Raw genomic sequence first — 20,996 nt, 5'->3', positions numbered from 1 at the left:
TTTTGATGTAACTCAAACATCATTATCGTGCGACTAGCGCAACAAAACTTCGTTTACACATCCAATTCTGTAGTTTTTACAACATTTTGTTTGAGGCCTGTCAAATTCTCACTAAATAGTACCCGTTATTGGTTTAGACTGATTGAAGATCAGGTTTATACTGATTCTATGGCGCTGGTTGTTTTCGTTAACGCCCCACTCTACTCCGGAATCTTCGTGTTTCCTTTCGTTAGCAGAGCCAGCGAGTTGTTCTCTATACCCTCGTGAACACTATGAATACATTAGAAAAAATTCAAAAAAACCTGGAGAATTTCAGTAAGTCAGAGCGCAAAGTTGCGGAAGTAATTATGGCGTCTCCACAAACTGCAATTCATTCAAGCATTGCAACGCTGGCTAAAATGGCCGACGTTAGTGAGCCCACTGTAAACCGCTTCTGTCGTCGTCTGGACACCAAGGGCTTTCCAGATTTTAAGCTTCACTTGGCACAGAGCCTAGCCAACGGCACCCCTTACGTTAACCGTAATGTGGAAGAAGACGATGGCCCAGACGCGTACACCCATAAGATTTTCGAATCGACGATGGCGTGTTTAGATGTCGCGAAAAATAGCCTAGATCCAATGCAAGTGAACCGTGCGGTCGATTTGCTAACGCAAGCGAAGCGCATTTCATTCTTTGGCCTTGGTGCATCATCTTCTGTTGCCCGAGACGCACAAAACAAGTTTATTCGCTTTAATATTCCAATTACTTGTTTTGAAGATATTGTTATGCAGCGCATGAGTTGTATCAACTGCAGTGATAATGATGTTGTGGTTCTTATTTCTCATACCGGTCGAACAAAGAGTCAGGTAGAAATAGCGAACCTTGCTCGTGAAAATGGCGCAACGGTTATTGCGATTACAGCGAAGGATTCTCCTCTAGAAAAGGCAAGCTCGCTGGCCATCACGCTCGATATTCCAGAAGATACCGACGTTTACATGCCAATGGCAAGCCGAGTTGTACAAATGACAGTGATTGATGTGCTAGCAACTGGCTTCACTCTTCGCCGTGGTACAGGTTTCCGTGAGAACCTAAAACGCGTAAAAGATGCGTTGAAAGACAGTCGCTATGACAAATTAAGCCAGTACTAAGCACTAAAGCTTAGTCAATACTTTATCTAGGGGAGCTCAAGGCTCCCCTTTTGTTTTAATGCTGCTAAGGGAGCAATCACCCTAAGTCGTTGACACTCGATAAGTCCGTTCTTGATTCCAGTACTTCAACAGAACTGACATGTTGTGCACTCTCAGCTGCGCACTCTCCGCTACAATCACAGACTTGCTGCAATATGTGTATCAAACGTTCCTGATTAAGAGGTAAAGGATTCCCTTTGATTGCCATTGATTTAAGCGCATCATTCGCCACTTGCTCAAAAGAGGTTTGGCATACTCCAAATTGAGCCAGTAGCGGTAACGCTAACTTATCTAGCACCATATTTACCCAAAGAATTCCATCGTGTTCGTTCGCGTTTACTCGCTCAGTGACTAATTGGGCCAGCTTGCGATAACGACTTATCACATCATTCCTACCCGCGAGTTTAGCGGCGTTAATGTTCTCCTGCATCACGTGCGGAGCTAGGCGAGCCGTAATAACGCTATGAGGGGCGTCTAACTTGCCTCCTAACGCCGATGCTAACCCATGAGCGGCACCTAATTTGGCATTAGTAATCGCCATACCACCAAGCAATGCAGCGAACGATAAATCAGAGCGCGCCTTATGATTATCTTGCTTACAAGCGGCAATCACTGAACGGCTTAAACGGCGTAGCCCCTCTTCGCAGACCATATCAGTAAGAGGGTTTGGCTCACCACACACATACGCTTCCATTAAATGAGTGAACGCATCCATTGCGCCACGTCCAGATGTGTATTGGTCGGTCCCGTAAGTAAGTGTCGGGTCTACAATGGCAACGTCTGCGAGCATATCAGGGCTTCGAAGACTCACTTTCACTTTATCTTGTCCAGATTTCAGCACAGCATTTCTGGTCACTTCTGAACCGGTGCTTGCTGTCGTAGGAATTGCAATAAAATGAAGAGGCTTTGCTTTTAAAGGGACGCTTCTTCCTACCACTTCTACGTAATCGTAAACATTGCCTTGATTGGGAATAATGGCAGCTAAGGCTTTGCCCATATCGATGACGCTGCCACCACCTATCGCAACTACCATATCAGGTTGGAATTTTCTACCGAGCACTGCGGTCTCTTCTACCATCGTGATGTATGGTTCACCAACGATAGCTACGTGCTGGTAACGCATATTTTGAGCTTTAAGATATTGGATAATGGGGGCGGCTCGTTGGGTATCCTGCCCAGTAACCAGCAAAACACTGTAGCCAAATTGGTTAATAACGGATAATGAAGATTGAAGTGCACCTTCACCAAATATAATCCTTGTTGCAGTCATAAACTGAAACATACACACCCTCCCAAAAGAATATACCCAAATAACCTCTCGCCCTCTGATTTAACACTTATGTAAGAGTTGAAGTTATTTGCGTATAGCCAAAATAGATTGCTATTTTTTTAAACAAAAAAAATTGACCAATTCCACCTTGCCATCATTAACCCTTTAGAATGTATGTTTTTTATGCGTCACTTCACATACTTCAGAGTCGTAAAATAAGCACGTGCGTTTAGTTTTTATTCGATAGATTTCACCTATAGAACCAAGAGGTAATTGCCGCTTTATTTCCGTATCTGGATCGGGCATAGTTACTCCAACAAAAGAAAGCGCACTCAGCCGCTATGTTTTGTACGCTTTCAAAAAAGAATAGATTTAGGAGAAATAAGATTATGTTCGTTGTTATCTTTGGTCGCCCTGCATGTCCTTTCTGTGTTCGTGCAAAAGAGCACGCAGAAACGCTAAAAGCAAAACGTGATGACTTCAACTACCGTTACGTTGATATTCACGCTGAAGGTATTTCTAAAGCAGATCTTGAGAAAACAGTTGGTAAACCAGTTGAAACCGTTCCTCAGATCTTTATCGACCAAGAGCACATCGGTGGCTGCGACGAGTTCGAAGCATACGCGAAAGAGCACCTAGGTCTATTTGACGAGTAATAAAGACTGTTTTCAAAAAAGCCGCTTCATGCGGCTTTTTTATTATTTTTCAGCTGGTTATTACGTTAAGTCAACTAATGGTAAAACCTAAAAAAATTCACTTATCTTTTTGCTATATTTAGTTACAATTCACAGTTCTTAATCTTTTTTGGCACACACTCTACCGAGCCACACAGTGAACATAGACGTCGTATACCTTCTCGAGCAAAACCCTATCCTTCTAATCTTCGTCGTATTAGCCATTGGCCTTGCCATCGGAAAAATTCGATTTGGCAAATTACAATTAGGCAACTCTATTGGCGTTCTTATTACCTCTTTGGTAATGGGCCACCTTGGTTTCTCATTTAATGCAGAAGCTTTAACCATTGGCTTTATGCTGTTTATCTACTGCGTTGGCATTGAAGCTGGACCAAACTTTTTTGGTATATTCTTCAGAGATGGTAAGCATTATTTTATTTTAAGCATGACTGTTCTCGTGTCTGCGGTCAGCTTAACGTATGGCTTGAGTCACTATTTCGGCCTCGATTTTGGCTTATCCGCCGGTATGATGGCAGGCGCATTGACCGCAACGCCAGTACTGGTTGGTGCACAAGATGCTCTTAACTCTGGCCTTGCGACTATACCGCGGAATATGGAATTTTCTCTGGTATTAGAAAATCTATCCGTAGGCTACGCGATGGCTTATCTGGTCGGCTTAATTAGCATGATCATGTTTGCTAAATTGTTGCCAAAACTGCAAAAACAAAACCTTTCTGATTCCGCGCAGCAAATCGCACAAGAGCGTGGCCTTGGAAATTCAAGCCAGAGAAAAGTGTATTTACCCATTATTCGAGCTTACCGAGTGGGCCCAGAGCTAATTGACTGGACTGATGGTAAAAACTTACGAGAACTGGGTATTTATCGTCAAACTGGCTGTTACATTGAACGAATCCGCCGAAATGGTATTCTCGCCCACCCAGATGGTGATGCTATCTTGCAAGAGGGAGATGAAATTGCACTGGTTGGCTTCCCTGACAGCCATGCTCGCTTAGACCCTAGCTTCCGTAATGGTAAAGAAGTATTCGACCGTAACTTGCTTGATTTACGCATCGTTGAAGAAGAAATCGTCGTAAAAAGTGACGCAATCGCTGGTAAGCGTTTATCGGATTTGAATTTGTCTGAGTTTGGCTGTTTCTTAAACCGCGTAGTTCGCGCTCAGATTGAAATGCCTATGGACTTAGACATTGTGCTCGCTAAAGGGGACGTCCTTCAAGTGAGCGGCGAGAAAAGCCGAGTACATGGACTGGCGGAAAAAATCGGTTTCATCTCGATCCACAGTCAAATGGCCGATTTGCTCGCTTTTTGTAGCTTCTTTATTTTGGGTATTCTGTTTGGCCTCATCACAATGACGTTCGGTCAGGTGTCTTTCAGTTTGGGTAATGCGGTGGGTCTTCTGTTGTCCGGTATTACGCTTGGTTTCTTACGAGCAAATCACCCTACTTTCGGTTATGTCCCACAAGGGGCGCTGAATATGGTCAAAGATCTAGGGTTAATGTTCTTTATGGTCGGAATTGGTCTAAGTGCAGGTGGAAAGATGTTCGAGCACCTAACGCAAGTAGGACCAAAAGTCATTGGTTTGGCATTTATTGTCAGTGTTGTACCTGTAGTTCTGGCTTACTTAGTTGGCGCACACGTACTCAAGATGAACCGTGCCCTGCTCTTCGGAGCCATTATTGGCGCCCGTACTTGCGCTCCAGCTATGGATGTCGTTAACGACTACGCTAAGTCCACCATCCCTGCCCTTGGTTATGCGGGTACCTATGCGATTGCGAATATTTTAATGACGCTAGCTGGTACGATTCTGATAATACTAAGTTAATACTCACTTTGACTATGAAATACAAAAAGGCGCTCAATGAGCGCCTTTTGTTTATTGGTTATCTAGTCTGTGATTCGATTAGATTTGAATGAAGTCTGCTTCAACTGCTGGATTCACATCCGCTTCGTAATCTACGCCTTCAACGCCGAAACCAAATAGTTTCAAGAACTCTTCTTTGTACTCAACGTAGTCAGTCAGCTCTTTTAGGTTCTCAGTCGTAATTTGAGGCCATAGCTCACGACAGTGCTGCTGAATGTCGTCACGAAGTTCCCAGTCATCCAGACGTAGGCGGTTCATCTCATCAACTTCTGCCGCGCTACCGTCTTCTTTGTATAAACGTTGGCTGAACATACGGTAGATTTGTTCCATACAGCCTTCGTGTACACCTTCTTCGCGCATTTTCTTGAATACCATTGCGATGTACAGTGGCATAACAGGAATTGCAGAACTCGCCTGAGTTACAACAGATTTAAGTACCGCAACATTGGCACTGCCGCCTGTTGCTGCTAACTTGTCGTTTAGCGCTTTCGCTGCACGGTCTAGGTCCATTTTTGCTTTACCTAGTGCACCATCCCAATAAATTGGCCAAGTTAGCTCAGTACCAATGTAGCTGTACGCGACGGTCTTACAACCTTCAGCAAGAACACCAGCATCAGACAACGCATTGATCCAAAGTTCCCAATCTTCACCGCCCATTACAGTGACAGTGTCTTTGATTTCTTCTTCTGTTGCAGGCTCAACGCTAGCTTCGATGATCACATCTTTGTTGGTATCAACAGCCGTTGATGTGTAAGTTTCACCGATAGGTTTAAGAGATGAACGAACTAATTCACCAGTTTCTGGCATTTTACGTACTGGAGATGCCAGTGAGTAAACCACCATATCGATTTGACCTAAGTCTTCTTTGATCAGCTCGATAGTTTTCTGTTTCGCTTCATTTGAGAAAGCGTCGCCGTTTAAGCTTTTTGCGTACAGACCTTCTTCACGCGCTAGCTTTTCAAAAGCAGCGGCATTGTAAAAACCTGCTGTACCTGGTTTCTTCTCAGTACCTTCTTTTTCGAAGAAAACACCGATAGTTGATGCACCGCCACCAAATGCCGCAGCGATACGAGAAGATAGACCGTAGCCACTTGATGCACCAACAACAAGAACACGCTTAGGTGCGTTTTTGATTGGACCTTGCGCTTTGGTGTACGCAATTTGTTCTTTTACGTTAGCTTCACAACCAACAGGGTGCGTTGTAGTACAGATAAATCCACGAATTCTAGGTTTGATGATCATATTCAACTTCCTTTAAAAAACCTTGTTAGGATAAAAGTTTCGTTGGGATTTCGCATCTAATTTCTGTAAAAATGCTCTTAAAAGGCAAGTGGTTGGAGCACTATCCCACCATCCACTCCCCAAGAATACAAAAAAGCACCTCATTGAGGTGCTTTTCTTAACATTAGTTGTCTATTATGCCGCCGGATTCAACTGCGACTTTTTTGGGCTATGAGTTCGCACTTCAGAAAAGTCATGACTAAAGTGGTCAACTTGAATCGCCTTGTAGCGCAATTTATCTGCAGCCATGATTTGATCAATTTCTTGTTCAGTTAACACGCCTGCTTCAAATGCTTGCTGCAAACGATCATGTAGCAGACCTTTACGAGCCACTTTACCATCCTTCGCAGCCTTCATAAGTTTACGCTCCAAAGGTTTAATGTCGTACATTGCAAGGAATGCATTCTCCATTAAGCCTACGCTGTCATCCTCTGATTTTCCGATGTAGCACAGATGCGTGAGGCGATCACGTTGCGCGCCTGGCGTCATCATCGCTTCAGCCAAATTCACACACAGCTCATCACTTGGCTTATTGAAATGATTACCAAGCGGGAACAATAGCCCCTTAAGCACACCGCCAACGTATTTCACAGGGAAGTTGGTGTAAGCCTCATTTAATGACTTAGAAGCGTTATACAAACAGTGTTGAACAGCGTAATGAACGAAGTCTAGATCGCCTTGTTGACGACCTTCATCTTCATACTTTTTCAAGGCAGCAGATGCCATGTATAGATAGCTTAATCCATCACCCAAACGTGCGGAGATCATTTCTTTACGCTTCAAGTCTCCACCTAAGGTTAACATCGCAAAGTCTGCACTTACTGCAAGTGCACGACTGAGACGAGTAATGTCTTTGTAGTATTGCTGCGTTGGGCCACTCATGTGCGCGTTAACAAATCGAGAACCAGTTAGTGCTGCACCAAATGCACCGAATGTATTACCGAGCGCGTGCTTGATGTGTTTAAAGAGTAAGTTGTCAAATTCTTTCGCACCTTGTTCAGAATCTGGATTCGCCGCGGCTTCCATTTCTTTTAGAACATATGGGTGACATCGAGTCGCACCTTGACCAAAAATCATCAGGTTACGAGTCAGAATATTCGCGCCTTCAACGGTAATAGCAACCGGGATACCAAGGTAATGTTTAGCAAGATAGTTCATTGGGCCATCTTGAATCGCACGACCCGCATGGATATCAAACGAATCATTTAGAATGGTACGCGCGATTTCCGTCATGTGGTACTTGGCAATCGCGGTTACAATCCCAGGTTTTTCTTTCATATCGAGAGAAGTCGTCGTTAGCGTACGCGTCGCTTCTAGTAGGTAAGTAAGACCACCAATGCGCCCCATCGCTTCTGCGACGCCTTCAAACTTACCGATCGACATTCCAAACTGTTTACGCACGTAAGCATAAGCACCTGTTGTACGTGTAGTAAGGTGACCAATCGCAGTGCCAAGCGCTGGGAGAGAGATACCACGCCCCGCAGAAAGACACTCAACCAGCATACGCCAACCTTTACCTGCGTAATCAGCGCCACCAATCAACCAATCCATAGGGATGAAGACATCTTCACCACGAGTTGGACCATTCATGAACGCAGACCCCAGAGGATCATGGCGTTCACCTATCTCGACACCTTCATGGTCAGCGGGAATCAACGCACATGTAATGCCAACCTCTTTCTTGTCACCAAGTAGCCCTTCAGGATCCTGCAGTTTAAATGCTAACCCGAGCACTGTCGCAACTGGCGCAAGCGTGATGTAGCGTTTATTCCAACTAACTCGCACGCCAAGCACTTCTTTGCCTTCATGGGTGCCGTAACAAACTACGCCTTGATCAGGTATGCCACCCGCATCAGAACCCGCTTCAGGGCCAGTTAGGGCGAAACAAGGGATGTCTGTACCATCAGCTAAACGAGGCAACCAGTAATCTTTTTGCTCTTGCGTACCATAGTGCGATAGCAGCTCACCAGGGCCAAGAGAGTTCGGTACCATTACCGATACCGCGGTACTGATACTTCGAGTCGCAATACGAGAAACAATGGTTGAGTTCGCCAAAGCGGAAAATTCACGACCACCATATGCTTTCGAGATGATCAAAGAGAAAAATCGCTCTTTACGTAGGTACTCCCATACTTCAGGCGGTAAATCCCTGTCTTCTTTGACAATCTTCTGGTCATCAAGCATTTCTAGCAGGGTTTCAAGCTCATTATCCATAAATGACTGCTCTTCTGCCGTCAGTGTAGGCGTTGGATAATGATGCAATGTTGTGAAGTTTGGCTTGCCTGAGAATAGTTCGGCATCCCACCATACACTACCCGCTTCCATCGCCTCTTTCTCGGTGCTAGACAGAGGTGGCAATACTTTTTTGAACACTTTAAAAGCCGGGTCACTAATCCATTTTCTTCGTAGAGAGCTCATAGTTCAGATCCTTTTGTTCACGTAACCGCTCGGGGTATAATCTTATTATTGGTTTAACTTTCTTATTTGTCTTATGCCAACTGCTTTGCTGACATTCCTGCTGACAAATATGGAATCAGTAAATCGACGACAGATTTCACATCGACTTCCTTTTCAAACTTACTTTCTGCCAGCTCCGAAAGAGCTTGGCTTGAAGCCATCGTAAATACACAGGTTCCTAACGTGAAGTGCAGTCGCCAAAACAACTGTTCTTCACATAGTTCCGGGTTCGCCTTCATTATCGAGAAAGTGAAAAGGTTCAGTACCTCTTCGTATCTGGTGGTAATGAACCAGCGCAGATGACCTTGAACGTCTGTATAACCGCGGCCAATTAACAACATAAATAGCGCAGTACCATTTGGGCGTACATCATTTAATGTACGTAAAGGTAATCGCAATGACTCAAAGACATCGTCCATGTTGTAGCTATCGCGCGTGTTTAGCTCAATTAATGAAGTCTTAATGCTCGGCATTAGTGCTTCTAAATACCTATCTAAAACCGCTCTAACCAGCGTTTTTTTATCGCCAAAGTGATAGTTTACCGATGCTAAGTTAACGTTAGCTTTACCTGTTATCGTTCTTAGCGAAGTATCATTAAAGCCATGTTCAGCAAAGAGTCCTTCTGCGACATCGAGTATTTTTTCTTTTGTTGATGTTCTCGGGGCCATTTTAATCACTCGTATTAAACAACTGTTTGAAAATATACTCCCGAAACTTAAGATTAACAAATGATTAACATCACACTTTAACCAATTGGTCTGACCAGACAGTAAAAGGTGTGATCTAATCTTTTGAAATTCAATCGAATACTCCAGTGAAGCTTGTCAGAAGAAAACGATCAAACTTCTCAGTCCATCGCAATTGAAATGCTAACAATAGCCTTGGCGGCTTGGAGTGAGCGACGAGAGTATGAAATACATCTTCGGTTCTAGGGGAGATAAAATGAGAAACACAGAAGTTAGTAACTTCGCCAAGTTGGTAATCCATCTCGATTTTTCTATTACTTTCGGGTGTGTAAGAAGCTAGAAAGCATTAAGTAGAAATTTTTTGAAAAAAAATGGAACTGTTTGGAAAAGGCTCGGTCTGAATATACGTAACAGTTAGGGCATTTGAAGTTTCACTGGCCGTCAAACTTGTTTCCATCTAATTGTTACGTTGCTGCTTTTTTCTTATTAACTCCTATGTTTGTATCCGCCCAGTCAAATTTTCGGCTGGGCTTTTTTTCGCCTATAGATTTGCCAAGCGCCTCTTTCGATGATTTGCCCCAACTCCATAAGCTAGACCTTAGTTGGTCACAAAAGTAACCATCCTGAAGTAGTTGATGTGCCGATCTGCAGACATAAAAAAGCCTCCCGAATGGGAGGCTTTACTAAACAGTGTGTATCTTACGCTTGCGCTTTCTTAGGCAAAGAAAAGTGCAGTAACGCGTAGCCAAGTAACGCGGCTGTCGTCGAGCCCATTAAGATACCGAGTCGAGCATAGGTATCAAACTCAGGGCTTACATTTCCAAACGCTAAAGAGGAAATGAATATAGACATTGTAAAACCGATACCACACAACACAGAGACCGCAAAGATATGCTTGAAGTTAATGCCTTCCGGTAACTTAGCTACACCCATTTTCACAGCTGCCCAACTAAAGGTGAAGATACCTAGAGGCTTACCAACCAGTAGCCCCAAAGCAATACCTAATGGCAGCATTGAAGTTAGGCCTGACATCGATACGCCTTCTAGCGAAATCCCCGCATTTGCAAATGCGAATAGAGGTAAGATACCAAATGCCACGTATGGATGAAGTGCGTGCTCCATGTGCTTAAGTGGAGAATGTTCGCCCTGTTTACCCTTAAGAGGAATAGCAAAGCCGATCACTACGCCTGCAAGTGTTGCGTGAACACCAGATTTAAGTACCGCAAACCATAAGATCGCGCCGACTATCATGTATGGCGTCAGTTTCGTTACTTCCTTCGCATTCAACATGAACAGGACACCAGTCATGATGAAGCCAACAAGCAGCGCCATGCTAGAAAGATCACCTGTGTAAAACAGTGCAATAATAACAACCACGCCTAAATCGTCGATGATAGCGAGAGCTAACAAAAACACTTTAAGGCTTACTGGTACGCGCTTACCTAGTAGCGCCATGATACCTAGAGCAAATGCAATATCCGTCGCAGCTGGGATGGCCCAGCCAGAAACCGCCTCTGGGTCGTTAGCATTAAACGCAACGTAAATAAGAGCAGGGGCTAACATACCACCAACCGCTGCAATCGCAGGGAAAATTGCGGTTTCTTTTGATTTTAGCGCTCCTTCAAGTAGCTCTCGCTTCACTTCAAGGCCAATAAGTAAGAAAAAAACAGCCATTAGGCCATCATTAATCCAGTGAGAAACTGACATACCGAATACATAAGTATGCAGTACAGATTGATAAGTTTCGCCCAGCGGTGAGTTAGCAATGGTCATCGCAATTGCCGCTGCAATTACAAGAAGAATACCACCTGCTGATTCCATTTTGAAAAAGTCACGAATGACATCGTTCATGGTTTCGTCCTTATATTTATTATCTTAATAAACGATTAACAAAGAGTGATAAGAGTGTATAGCTGTCGAAAACTTTAGAATAATCGCTTCTTCAGAGTATAAACTTCGGTTTTTTCGATGTTAAGTTTACTATACATCGTATTTTCCAACATGACACTCAATTTTGATCGGAGATCGTATTTGTACTTGTCGCACCAAATATTTATCAAGATGATGAGAAAATCAGCATAACACGGCTTGTACCATCATGATAACCCCGTACTTTTGAGAAAAAGCCAGGAAGCTTCGCGCACTAAAAAACCACCCGCAGGGGGTGGTTTTCTTCACAACTCAATAGCCTGTCAGCTGCATAAAGCCCCAAGCCTCATTGGAGCCGGAGGCTAAAGTAGGCCCTTCCCAGTAAGGTATTACAAAGGGTAGCCACATATCTGACTTGATAATGCGGGTAGTCAAATTAATTTGATGCTTCGGAATATTGATAATCCATTGCAAAGGTAACCTTCTTCCATTGGATAAACTGGTCACTTGCATTGGCTTGATACTGATATCATCGTCTGAGAGGTTGATGACTTTACCTGAGCGTGTCGACAACGTGCCAAACACGTGCGGTGTTTGCCCATGGTGACGATAACGGCTAACAGTTAATGCTCGACCATCATCTAAATTGAAAACAAACCAATCCCAGCCTTGTTGCCCCTCACCAATTAAGCCGCTGCCCCACTCTTTTTGCGCCCAAGCAGAACCCGTCACTAAGAATCGCTTACCATTTAAGCTTAAGCTGCCTTTTACTTTTAAAAATGGAGCACTGAAGCTGAAAGAAGCAACAGATTGCAACGCATGTTTAACTTGGAAACCTTTGTCTCCATTCACGACAAAGGGGCCGTTTGTCATGGTATTGAGCTCAAGTCCAAACGTATCAGTATTCACATTCAAGTTACCCGGGAAAGGCGTCGCACCGAGTGATCGCCAAGTCCAATTATCAATCCATAACCTGAAAGGACGATTGATCATACCAGCTTGGCCTATCCCTCCTCTAGCTACCCGTTGCTCTTTCCATACATGCGAGCCATGACTGACGACAACATGTGAAATGTACAATTGAGGGTTCTGCCAACCGCTGGTTTCTCGCTCGTCCGTCGCAACCCTGAAATAGCTCCATTGAACATTGTAGATCTTGCCTTGCTCATCTTTTAGCTTCGCAAAGTAGTGCCACCATTCATGCTGGTACTCGGGATGAAAGCGAAAGTCTGAGGGTAAAGAGACATGCTCATTAGGTAGTACAGGCTCGAAAATCGTTTGATTTTCACGCGTTAAGATAGAATCAAGTTCGCTTTCTCGTGTTGCTGTCGCCTCTAACCAAAAAGTTGAGTAAAAAGCAGCCCCAGTCAGAAAAGCGAACGTAACAACAATGAGCGTTGAAACCAACAAGCGTTTTTTAGAGCCCATTTTTTTCATTACAACGCGTCCCTTAATGACTTCATCGGTGTACTTTTGATCATTCTAATAACTGGCAATGCGCCAGCAACCATGATGGCAAGCATCGCCCAAGCAATGGTTTGAGCATACTCCCATGGAATCGTTTGAAGCTCTAGAGACCAGCCAAATGATTGCTTAATGATAATATCAACGATCAAATGTGCGAGCGCCAAGCCGAGCGGCACTGCAATAATCGCAGAAATGGCTCCGAAGACGAATAGCTGCAAACCACCTAATACGACAAGTTCTTTTCCGGACACACCCATGCACCTTAATAAGGAAAAATGCCGCTGCCGTGAAAGTTCTCCTGCCAACGTCGCAAAGAATAAACCAAACACTGCAATAATCAGCGTGATATTGCCCAAGGTTCCTGCTATCGCAAAGGTATGATCAAACACTCTCATTGCTTGGCTATAAATATTACCGTTATCAAACACACGATCTTGCGGGAGACGGAATACATTCTCTAAGCGATTTTTCAGCCCTTCTCCATTGACGTTATCTTTTAATACTACGCCAAGACCAACATTACCCGTACCTGCAAATGCATACAGCCAATTCCGGTGCGACATCATCACCTGGTTATATGGGTTTCCATAATCGTAGTAAACGCCTACGACTTGCCAGTCACCACCAAGCGGTTCTTGCAAGTTAATGAAATCGCCAGGGCGGATATCCAGCTTCAAGGCCATCGACTCACTGACCATTAAGCTCTTGGTAGCGTGCAGTTGATACCAGTAATTTGGGACACCTAACTTGACGGTAAGTGAGTCTAACTCACCTTCAGAAGAGCCCGTACTCACAACTTGCAGAGCACCATGCTCGGTCGGCATATCTTTTTCCCAGCGCCACCAAACCGAGTTCACCTCTGGCTGATTCTGGAGCCATGCGCTCATCCTAGCGGCTGAATTGTTGGTCGGATAGATGTACACATCAGCGGCTAATCGCTGATTTAGCCACTTATCGGTTGTATCTCGAAAGCTTCCGACCATTGTTTCTACACCAATGTTTGCCGCCAGCGCTAACATAAACGCCATCGTAGCCACACCGCGATAGCTCATGCTGGCTGCTGCATCAGCAAAAAACCAACGGACACGAACCCATCGCATGGTATAAGAAAAACTTTGGAACATATGCCACATAATAAATGGCATAAACAACGCCACACTAACCAACATCAGAGCAATAATAGCAAAGCCGGTTTCTTGTGTTTTCGGCGCCTGATACACCGCTATTGCAGCGACACAAAACGCACATGCCGCAAGCGCCTGCCAAGAGAACTCTCTTCCAGCAAATCGCATTAGCGACAGTCGAGAAGAAAGGCGGATTGGTTGTGACTTCAACAAACGGATTAATGGCCACAGACACGATATCAACGCACCCATCGCTGCCATGATTAGACTGTATAAGCTAGATTGCCATGACCATCCTATGGTTAAGCCTACGTTGGCATCATACAAATCACTCAGGCTCGAAGACACTGCTGGGATAAGTTCATTTGCTAAGATCAAGCCAAAAAAGTTACCACACGCCCACGCAATAAAGACGAGCAAAGACAACTCTAGTAATAAAGCTTGCGCTAACTGTGTTCCGTTAACACCAGTCTGTCTCAAAATACCTACCAAACGTTGTCGCTGGATGAAAGACAGAGACATCGCTTGATAAAAAATAAACAACCCGACCAAAAACGACAGCATTCCCATCGCGGTGAGATTCATATGGAATGCGTTAGTTAGCGACTCAAGCTCAGTACGCGTATTCCTAACAAGCGTCATTCCGTTTGGCAGCATGTTTTTCAGTGCTATTAGCTTTTCCTCTGGCATTTCGCCACAAGAAATCGCAGACAAACCTGAGCTCCGCTTGAGCATACGCAACAACGATATATCAGTAACCAGCCGAGTACCTGAAAGCATCTTGTCCTTATCTACTTGAATAGGCCCAAGACGGCTTCCATCATTCATCTCAATGAAATCCCCATCCTGCCAACTCATGTAAGCGGCCAAATCTTGACTAACAAGAATAGGATAAGGAGGCTTCATTAGTGATAAAACAGGCATCTCACCTAGCGATTTTCCTTGTTGTAGTGGGATCATCGCGACAGGATCTATCCCCACCAACATCAGGCTCATATCGGTCTTGGCATCTAGATGAAGCACGTCAAACGGTGCACATTGGTTGAACCCAGCTCGACGTAACTGAATATAGAAACCTTGAGGAATTTTATTGGCAGAGTGCTTCGTTCGGATTCGGTATGGCAAAGGATTGGAGAAAAGCTTTTCCCCAGTAGCATAACTTTGTTTTGCATGCTGGTTGATAGAAGTAACACCAACAAGGAGGGACACGCCTAAAGTTAATCCCAGCCAGACAAGAATAATTTGTAGAGGGTAACGACGGTAATGACCGAGTAGTGCCTTAACTACGGGCCATAACATGTAGCTGCCCTCCTTGAAGTCGAATCTTTCCTTCCATATGGGCGGCCACTTTTTCACTGTGCGTCACTAACAGCAAAGTACACTCCAGTTGGCGAGCGAGACTCGTTAGTAAGCGCATTACTGCTTCTGCGTTTCGCTCATCTAGGCTACCAGTTGGCTCATCAGCAAGCAGGATTTTGGGTTCCATATAGAGTGCACGAGCAATCGCCGCACGTTGTTGCTGACCACCAGACGCCTCTTCCGGATAACGTCCTAGTAATGGCATTAAGTCCAAAGCAGAAAGAATTTGACGCCACAACTCTTTATCTTCCGGCAGACCTTTTAACTGACGACAAAAACGAATATTGTCGGCAATATTAAGTGTAGGAAGCAGGTTGAATTGTTGGAAGATATTCCCAATATTGTTGCGGCGATAAAGGGTTCTTAAATGCTCCGGTGCTTCATGCATAGCAAAATTTGGAAACTGCACTTCACCAGAGTCAGCAGTATCTAATCCGGCGATTAAATTCAGCAGAGTACTTTTACCCGAACCACTTTCTCCCATCAGAGCGACTTGGTCACCTTGCTGCAATGTTAATTCTGCCCCTTGTAATACAGGGTGAAACTCTCCCCCGTCTACATAGCCTTTACATAGGTCTGACAGTTTTAACATTGATTATGCCGCTCGGATGGTGTTTAAAAATTGGGATCAGAATCTACACTAAAATCCTGTTAGTAGAAAGTATTTTGAATGCTTGATCACACTATGGAAGTACAAATGCAACTCGATTCACTTTCTGTTGCTAATTTTGTTGACGTTTTGAGCAGATTTTTGCAGCCAAAATAAACTCTGTTCCTCTTTACTGGCCAATCAGGTTTCTCATCCATTTTCGGCTAACCATTCTTGGCAAGCAAATCGCCCACTTCACAACTTCTTCCGTCAAAAAGAGTAAGTAAACCCATTGTGGATCCCAATTGAGATAAATCGCTGCAAATGCTGCGAGTGGAATCCCGATCACCCACTGCGCCAAGATGTCTTGATACAAACAAAACTTAACATCACCGCCCGCACGTAATACACCAACAATCGCCATCATCGGCACCGAGCGTAGCACGACACCCAACGCTAGAATCACCATAAACTGTTCAGCTAACTCGCGAGTGTCTGTCGTCAGCGCACTAAACGCATTAAGGATCCATTGATTTGACACTATCAACAAGACGGCGACCACAAATGCGATAAGCACATTCAAAATGACCGTAGCCCATGCTTGATAATAAACGGGTTCAAAATTACGAGCGCCGAGCTGGTTCCCGACTAGAACTGCAGCCGCATTCGATAAACCAATCATCATCGCCAATGCGATCGACTCTACAGGTGTCATTACGGAAAGTGCCGCCAAACCTTGTACACCTGCTTGCCCCATGATGGCATGATAAGCAAACAGCCCACCAGCCCACGCCAAGAAGTTAAATGTGGTTGGCAAAGAGAGGCTCAAGAAACGCGTAATTTTATCTAAGACCAATCCTGCGCGTATATCATCCCAACCAAATGCGATTATGTGTTTTTTCAACCATAGATAACCAAACAAGCAACCTACTTCGATCGCGCCACTGATTACCGTTGCGATCGCTGCTCCCGTAATACCCAGAGCAGGAAAGCCTAATTGACCAAAAATTAAAACCCAGTTAAGAAACACATTAGATAAAATGCCTATACCACTAAAAAAAGTGCTTAGGCCTGGTTGGTGCATCGCCCTTAGGCCCACCGACATACTGGCCACACATGCAACAGCAAACATGCTAACCGACGAAATAATGAGATAGCTGGCCCCTAATTCAATCACTTCTTGTGAATCGGTAGTCAAGCTCATGATAGGCTGTGGAAAAACAACAAACAAAGCAACAGCAATCGCAGCAAACATCATTGCGATCATCCATGTTAAAGCGGTACTGCGACGCACCCCAACTTTATCGCCAGCCCCCCAATATTGAGCAGTTAACAACGCACCGCCCGTTGTCACCCCAACTAACATGATGGTGGTGACGAAAGTCGCGCGCGCAGCAACTCCAACTGCGGCAATTTCTGCTTCGCCAAGTTGACCAAGCATAAGAACATCGACGAGGCTTCGGCTTGAAAACATCATGCTTTGCAGTGTAATTGGTAACGCGATTGCAAATAAACGACGTAAGAATGCTTTATCTGCGTGTATTGAGAGTTGAGAAAGAAAAGTCACAAGCGCTCCAACGACAACTTATTGATAGAATGGGGAAAGTGTCTCATGATTATACTCTGTGGTGTTTATTCCACCAACGATAAAAGGACAGATAATGAAAAAGGTGTTGGTGCTAGGCGCCTCGGGTTACATTGGCTCTCAACTTCTTCCGTTACTTTTAGATAAAGGTTACGCCGTCACAGCAGCGGCGCGACATATTGATTATTTAGAGTCAAGAACTCAGCCTCACCCTAATTTAACGTTAAGGTATCTCGACTTGGCTGACGCAGAGACCACGAAGGCTGTAGTGAACGATTTTGATTTAGTCTTTTTTCTCGTGCACGGGATGGCTCAAGGTGATGACTTTGTTGAGTACGAACTAAACCTTGCTTTGAACTTCAAATATGCGTTGGAACAAAGCTCCGTCGAGCATGTTATCTATTTGAGTGCCATTCAACCTCAAACCGGAAACTCTCGCCATTTAGCCGCTCGTAAAGCCACGGGAAAAATAATTCGACAGTCTGGTATTCCAGTAACTGAATTGCGTGCAGGCGTTATCATCGGCCCCGGCTCTGCTGCTTTCGAAATCATGCGTGACTTTGTCTACAACTTACCTATTTTGATCGCGCCTAAATGGGTCGACTCAAAAGCGAACCCTATTGCCTTGCCCAATCTCAACCACTATTTGTTGAAGTTAGCAGAAGCCCCCTCTCCAGAAGAAAGTCAAATTTATGAAGTTGGTGGGCCAGATACACTTAGCTACCGCGAACAGTTCAAAGTCATTTGCCTAATCACCAACAAGCCGTATCGACTGTGGTCGACCCCGCTACTTACTCCGAAAATGGCATCGTACTGGCTAGGTTTAGTTACCTCAGTGCCAACTAGTATCGGTAAAGCATTACTTGCGGGCTTAGAACACGACTACATTGCAAACTCCAAAGCGATTGAAGAACGATTTCCTCAAACGCTGATCAGCTACGAGCAAGCGGTAACTGATACCATTCAAGATGAAGGCACATTTGTACGCAGTAATGTCTGGGGGTTTGAACCCGCAGCGCTTCGTCGATGGCAACCAGGATATGGCTATTACCCAAAACAAGCTGGAGCGAGCATTAAAACTCATGCCTCCGCTGCGGCATTATGGAAAGTGGCGCAAAAGATCGGGAGTCGCGAAAAAGGCTATTACTTTGCCAACATCTTGTGGCGTACACGTGAATGGCTCGATATCTTTTTTGGTGGCGGAAAACCGATTCGCGTTTCTCCTCCTGGACCAGAGCTTAAAGTCGGTGATTTTATTGACTCTTGGAAAGTGATTCGCTGCGATAATAATCAGTTTCTTTCACTGTTTTTTGGTATGAAAGGCCCAGGCCTTGGGCGTTTAGAAATTACCATCAAAGATCTCGGTGACGAACGAGAGCTGGATATTACCGCCTGGTGGCACCCGCAAGGGTTTCTTGGGCTGCTTTATTGGTTTGCAATGATGCCAGCCCATCTTTTCATATTTAAAGGCATGGTCAAAGCCATCGCGAAAGAAGCAAACCGTTTAGAAAACAAAAAGCCCCAATAACAGGGGCTTCTAAACACTCACAATGTCACTTTAGTCAGCTTTGAACGAGAGTGGAATTTCGGCTAACTGGTTGCCTTCGTTTGCTGGAAAAATAAGGTACTCGCCATGGTATTTCACCATCGATTTGTAGTCTGTTACCTTATGTACCATAAAGCCCGCTTGCGCTGCTTTCTCAACAAACTCAGCATGATTGCCGCGTACAAACCAACTCATTGGCTTTACGAGCAACTCGCCATCAAAACAGCTTTCGCATTGGTCTGCACATAACGCTAAAGAGTTTTGACCTTCAGTGAAGATTTGTACTTTGCCGCACCCAATCAGTTGCTCAGATGTTGAGACTTCCCAGCCTGCTTGCTCCATCAAATCAAGAAAAGACTCAATATCTGAATCTTTGAACACTTTGGAGTCTTCACCTTCAGGGAAGAATTGCGCATAAAAAGCAGAAATACGCTTGAAGATAAACAACAAACCAGCATCGTTCCCCTTTGAGCGACCTGCTTTTTGCCAACGCGTTAAGTCATCGCCCACTGTACGTCCGAAGCGTTGTGATTTTAGCGCCTTTGTTACCCAACGCACTAAATAATGGTTATTCGCAACAGGGGCATTGGCTAACTTACCTGAGCGATGCTCTTGAGCTAACTCTTCAAGTGCTGAGTTAACCAAGTTTTGAATTTCTTTGGTGTAATTCGACATTACGCCTTTCTTCCTAAAGTCCAATAAAACAGTGCTGAAAGCACAGAACAAGCAAACATCACGATGATCATCGGCCAAGCAACATTCCCGGGCAGTGATGCCACCAGCGCACCAACCAATGAACCGATACCGAATCTTAATGTCCCCGCTAGAGACGACGCCGTACCCGCCATTGATGGGTAACCACTTAAAAGCAGCGCCATCGCGTTACTACCTATCGTCGACAATGTACCGATAAACAGCACAACAAAAGGCACAATGCCCCATAATCCGAAGTCCATTAACCAACTTACGAATAAACCAATCCCCGCCAAAAGTTGCACGAGCAACCCAAAACGAAGCATGGCATGGGAACCAACTTTCTTCACCAAGCGACCATTAATACTGGTCATGATGATCATCGCCACAATGTTCAAACCAAATAGGTAACCAAAGTGGTCTGGTCGAACACCATATAAATCAATATAAACAAACGAACCCGCCGTCAAAAATGCAAACATTCCGGAAAATGAAAACGCACCTGAGAGCATCAAACCGATCGCTTCAGGATTGGAGCATAATCTGGCGTAGTTTCTCAGCGTCGTGCGGAAACGAAGAGGCTGACGATTTTCAGGCTGTAACGTTTCAGGGATTTTCCAAAGTACGAGAAAAATCACAACTACAGCGAAAATAGCTAGTACCCAAAAAATGGAACGCCAACCAAACCAAATCGCGAGATGGCCACCGATCATCGGTGCCACCAACGGCGCAATAGTAATGACCAGAGTAACGAAGGACATTGCGCGTGCAAAGTCTTCACGGTCAAACATGTCACGCACGACGGCTTGGATAATGACCGCCGCTGCCGCGCCAGCAAAACCTTGTGCCGTACGTACATAGGTCAGCGCATCAATGCCATTTGTTGTCGCACTCACAACGGCAGCCAAGCCGAAGAAAAGTACGCCTAAAATCAACACAGGTCTGCGACCAAAGCTATCGGCGAGCGGCCCGTGAATTAACTGGCCGATCGCAAAACCCGCGGTATAAGCCGTCAACGTAATCTGAACCGCGCCAGGCGCGACCCCCAAATCTTTCGCAATTGTCGGCATCGCAGGCAAATACATATCGATCGCCAAAGGCGTCAAAGCACCAATCGCTCCTAGTACCAGAAACAATAGAAAACTGATTTGGGATTGCGGAGCACTTTGAGCTTTTTCTGTCATTCTTTTACCTCTTGTTGGAGCCCTACCGTCAATACTTGCAGAACAAAGTGAAAATAACGGACAGTTCTCATATCGCTGAATGTAGAAGCCAAAAACCTGTTCTATCCAACGTTCGAGAATCATAAGGGCAAATATGTACCAAGGAGTGACCTTGACGAACTCGACAT

The 20,996-nt window shown here is 44.8% G+C and carries 15 protein-coding genes; 4 read left to right on the top strand and 11 right to left on the bottom strand.

What is annotated here, in order from left to right; all coding sequences use genetic code 11:
* Positions 1-272 precede the first annotated feature (272 nt).
* Positions 273-1,127, top strand: coding sequence for a MurR/RpiR family transcriptional regulator (locus R7190_RS05395; RefSeq protein WP_005378021.1), 855 nt, complete (start codon positions 273-275; stop codon positions 1,125-1,127).
* A 76-nt stretch (positions 1,128-1,203) separates the two neighbouring features.
* On the opposite strand, the gene R7190_RS05390 is transcribed toward R7190_RS05395, so the two are convergent.
* Positions 1,204-2,448, bottom strand: coding sequence for an iron-containing alcohol dehydrogenase (locus tag R7190_RS05390; protein WP_017820842.1), 1,245 nt, complete (start codon positions 2,446-2,448; stop codon positions 1,204-1,206).
* A 377-nt stretch (positions 2,449-2,825) separates the two neighbouring features.
* Here R7190_RS05390 and R7190_RS05385 point away from each other — a divergent pair, with 377 nt between their 5' ends.
* Positions 2,826-3,092: a GrxA family glutaredoxin gene (locus R7190_RS05385; protein ID WP_005378026.1), complete on the top strand. Its 267-nt coding sequence runs from the start codon at positions 2,826-2,828 to the stop codon at positions 3,090-3,092.
* Between the two features lie 175 nt (positions 3,093-3,267).
* Positions 3,268-4,950, top strand: coding sequence for an aspartate:alanine antiporter (locus R7190_RS05380; RefSeq protein ID WP_005378028.1), 1,683 nt, complete (start codon positions 3,268-3,270; stop codon positions 4,948-4,950).
* 78 nt (positions 4,951-5,028) lie between these two features.
* On the opposite strand, the gene fabV is transcribed toward R7190_RS05380, so the two are convergent.
* The 8 genes from fabV to R7190_RS05340 all read right to left on the bottom strand — a co-directional run bounded on the left by fabV (position 5,029) and on the right by R7190_RS05340 (position 17,388).
* A complete protein-coding gene (fabV, locus tag R7190_RS05375) occupies positions 5,029-6,231 on the bottom strand; it encodes an enoyl-ACP reductase FabV (protein WP_005388648.1) in 1,203 nt (400 codons plus the stop codon).
* A 174-nt stretch (positions 6,232-6,405) separates the two neighbouring features.
* On the bottom strand, positions 6,406-8,688 hold the full coding sequence (locus tag R7190_RS05370) for an acyl-CoA dehydrogenase (protein WP_017634878.1): 2,283 nt from the start codon (positions 8,686-8,688) through the stop codon (positions 6,406-6,408).
* Positions 8,689-8,759: 71 nt separating this feature from the next.
* Positions 8,760-9,395 carry a TetR/AcrR family transcriptional regulator gene (locus R7190_RS05365; protein ID WP_005378033.1) on the bottom strand — a complete coding sequence of 212 codons (636 nt, stop codon included), beginning with the start codon at positions 9,393-9,395 and terminating at the stop codon, positions 8,760-8,762.
* Positions 9,396-10,112: 717 nt separating this feature from the next.
* The gene (gene nhaA / locus R7190_RS05360) at positions 10,113-11,264 is read right to left on the bottom strand and encodes a Na+/H+ antiporter NhaA (RefSeq protein ID WP_005378034.1); all 1,152 of its coding nucleotides are present in this window, start codon (positions 11,262-11,264) and stop codon (positions 10,113-10,115) included.
* Positions 11,265-11,594: 330 nt separating this feature from the next.
* Positions 11,595-12,719: a lipocalin-like domain-containing protein gene (locus tag R7190_RS05355; protein ID WP_025766852.1), complete on the bottom strand. Its 1,125-nt coding sequence runs from the start codon at positions 12,717-12,719 to the stop codon at positions 11,595-11,597.
* The gene (locus tag R7190_RS05350; RefSeq protein WP_005378038.1) at positions 12,719-15,172 is read right to left on the bottom strand and encodes an ABC transporter permease; all 2,454 of its coding nucleotides are present in this window, start codon (positions 15,170-15,172) and stop codon (positions 12,719-12,721) included. The genes R7190_RS05355 and R7190_RS05350 overlap by 1 nt, the downstream gene beginning before the upstream one ends.
* The gene (locus tag R7190_RS05345) at positions 15,153-15,824 is read right to left on the bottom strand and encodes an ABC transporter ATP-binding protein (protein WP_005378040.1); all 672 of its coding nucleotides are present in this window, start codon (positions 15,822-15,824) and stop codon (positions 15,153-15,155) included. The genes R7190_RS05350 and R7190_RS05345 overlap by 20 nt, the downstream gene beginning before the upstream one ends.
* Before the next feature lie 187 nt (positions 15,825-16,011).
* Complete coding sequence (locus R7190_RS05340) at positions 16,012-17,388, bottom strand: MATE family efflux transporter (protein WP_033905119.1); 1,377 nt, start codon at positions 17,386-17,388, stop codon at positions 16,012-16,014.
* 94 nt (positions 17,389-17,482) lie between these two features.
* Between R7190_RS05340 and R7190_RS05335 the strand changes: the two genes are divergently transcribed.
* On the top strand, positions 17,483-18,934 hold the full coding sequence (locus R7190_RS05335; protein WP_213876563.1) for a DUF2867 domain-containing protein: 1,452 nt from the start codon (positions 17,483-17,485) through the stop codon (positions 18,932-18,934).
* A gap of 30 nt (positions 18,935-18,964) precedes the next feature.
* On the opposite strand, the gene R7190_RS05330 is transcribed toward R7190_RS05335, so the two are convergent.
* Positions 18,965-19,627: a DUF2913 family protein gene (locus R7190_RS05330; protein WP_318137526.1), complete on the bottom strand. Its 663-nt coding sequence runs from the start codon at positions 19,625-19,627 to the stop codon at positions 18,965-18,967.
* A complete protein-coding gene (locus R7190_RS05325; protein WP_318137525.1) occupies positions 19,627-20,829 on the bottom strand; it encodes a Bcr/CflA family multidrug efflux MFS transporter in 1,203 nt (400 codons plus the stop codon). Before R7190_RS05325 ends, R7190_RS05330 begins: the two co-directional genes overlap by 1 nt.
* Between the last annotated feature and the right edge of the window lie 167 nt (positions 20,830-20,996).

Source organism: Vibrio sp. 1078-1 (assembly GCF_033340475.1).
The sequence above is the reverse complement of the archived record's forward strand: the minus strand, read 5'-3'. Positions and strand labels throughout refer to the sequence as shown.

Bases quoted from the DNA above. Each gene is read 5' to 3' on its own strand.
- R7190_RS05395 (WP_005378021.1), top strand. From the start codon at position 273: ATGAATACATTAGAAAAAATTCAAAAAAACCTGGAGAATTTCAGTAAG.
- R7190_RS05390 (WP_017820842.1), bottom strand. From the start codon at position 2,448: ATGTTTCAGTTTATGACTGCAACAAGGATTATATTTGGTGAAGGTGCA.
- R7190_RS05385 (WP_005378026.1), top strand. From the start codon at position 2,826: ATGTTCGTTGTTATCTTTGGTCGCCCTGCATGTCCTTTCTGTGTTCGT.
- fabV (WP_005388648.1), bottom strand. From the start codon at position 6,231: ATGATCATCAAACCTAGAATTCGTGGATTTATCTGTACTACAACGCAC.
- R7190_RS05370 (WP_017634878.1), bottom strand. From the start codon at position 8,688: ATGAGCTCTCTACGAAGAAAATGGATTAGTGACCCGGCTTTTAAAGTG.
- R7190_RS05365 (WP_005378033.1), bottom strand. From the start codon at position 9,395: ATGGCCCCGAGAACATCAACAAAAGAAAAAATACTCGATGTCGCAGAA.
- nhaA (WP_005378034.1), bottom strand. From the start codon at position 11,264: ATGAACGATGTCATTCGTGACTTTTTCAAAATGGAATCAGCAGGTGGT.
- R7190_RS05355 (WP_025766852.1), bottom strand. From the start codon at position 12,719: ATGAAAAAAATGGGCTCTAAAAAACGCTTGTTGGTTTCAACGCTCATT.
- R7190_RS05350 (WP_005378038.1), bottom strand. From the start codon at position 15,172: ATGTTATGGCCCGTAGTTAAGGCACTACTCGGTCATTACCGTCGTTAC.
- R7190_RS05345 (WP_005378040.1), bottom strand. From the start codon at position 15,824: ATGTTAAAACTGTCAGACCTATGTAAAGGCTATGTAGACGGGGGAGAG.
- R7190_RS05335 (WP_213876563.1), top strand. From the start codon at position 17,483: ATGAAAAAGGTGTTGGTGCTAGGCGCCTCGGGTTACATTGGCTCTCAA.
- R7190_RS05330 (WP_318137526.1), bottom strand. From the start codon at position 19,627: ATGTCGAATTACACCAAAGAAATTCAAAACTTGGTTAACTCAGCACTT.
- R7190_RS05325 (WP_318137525.1), bottom strand. From the start codon at position 20,829: ATGACAGAAAAAGCTCAAAGTGCTCCGCAATCCCAAATCAGTTTTCTA.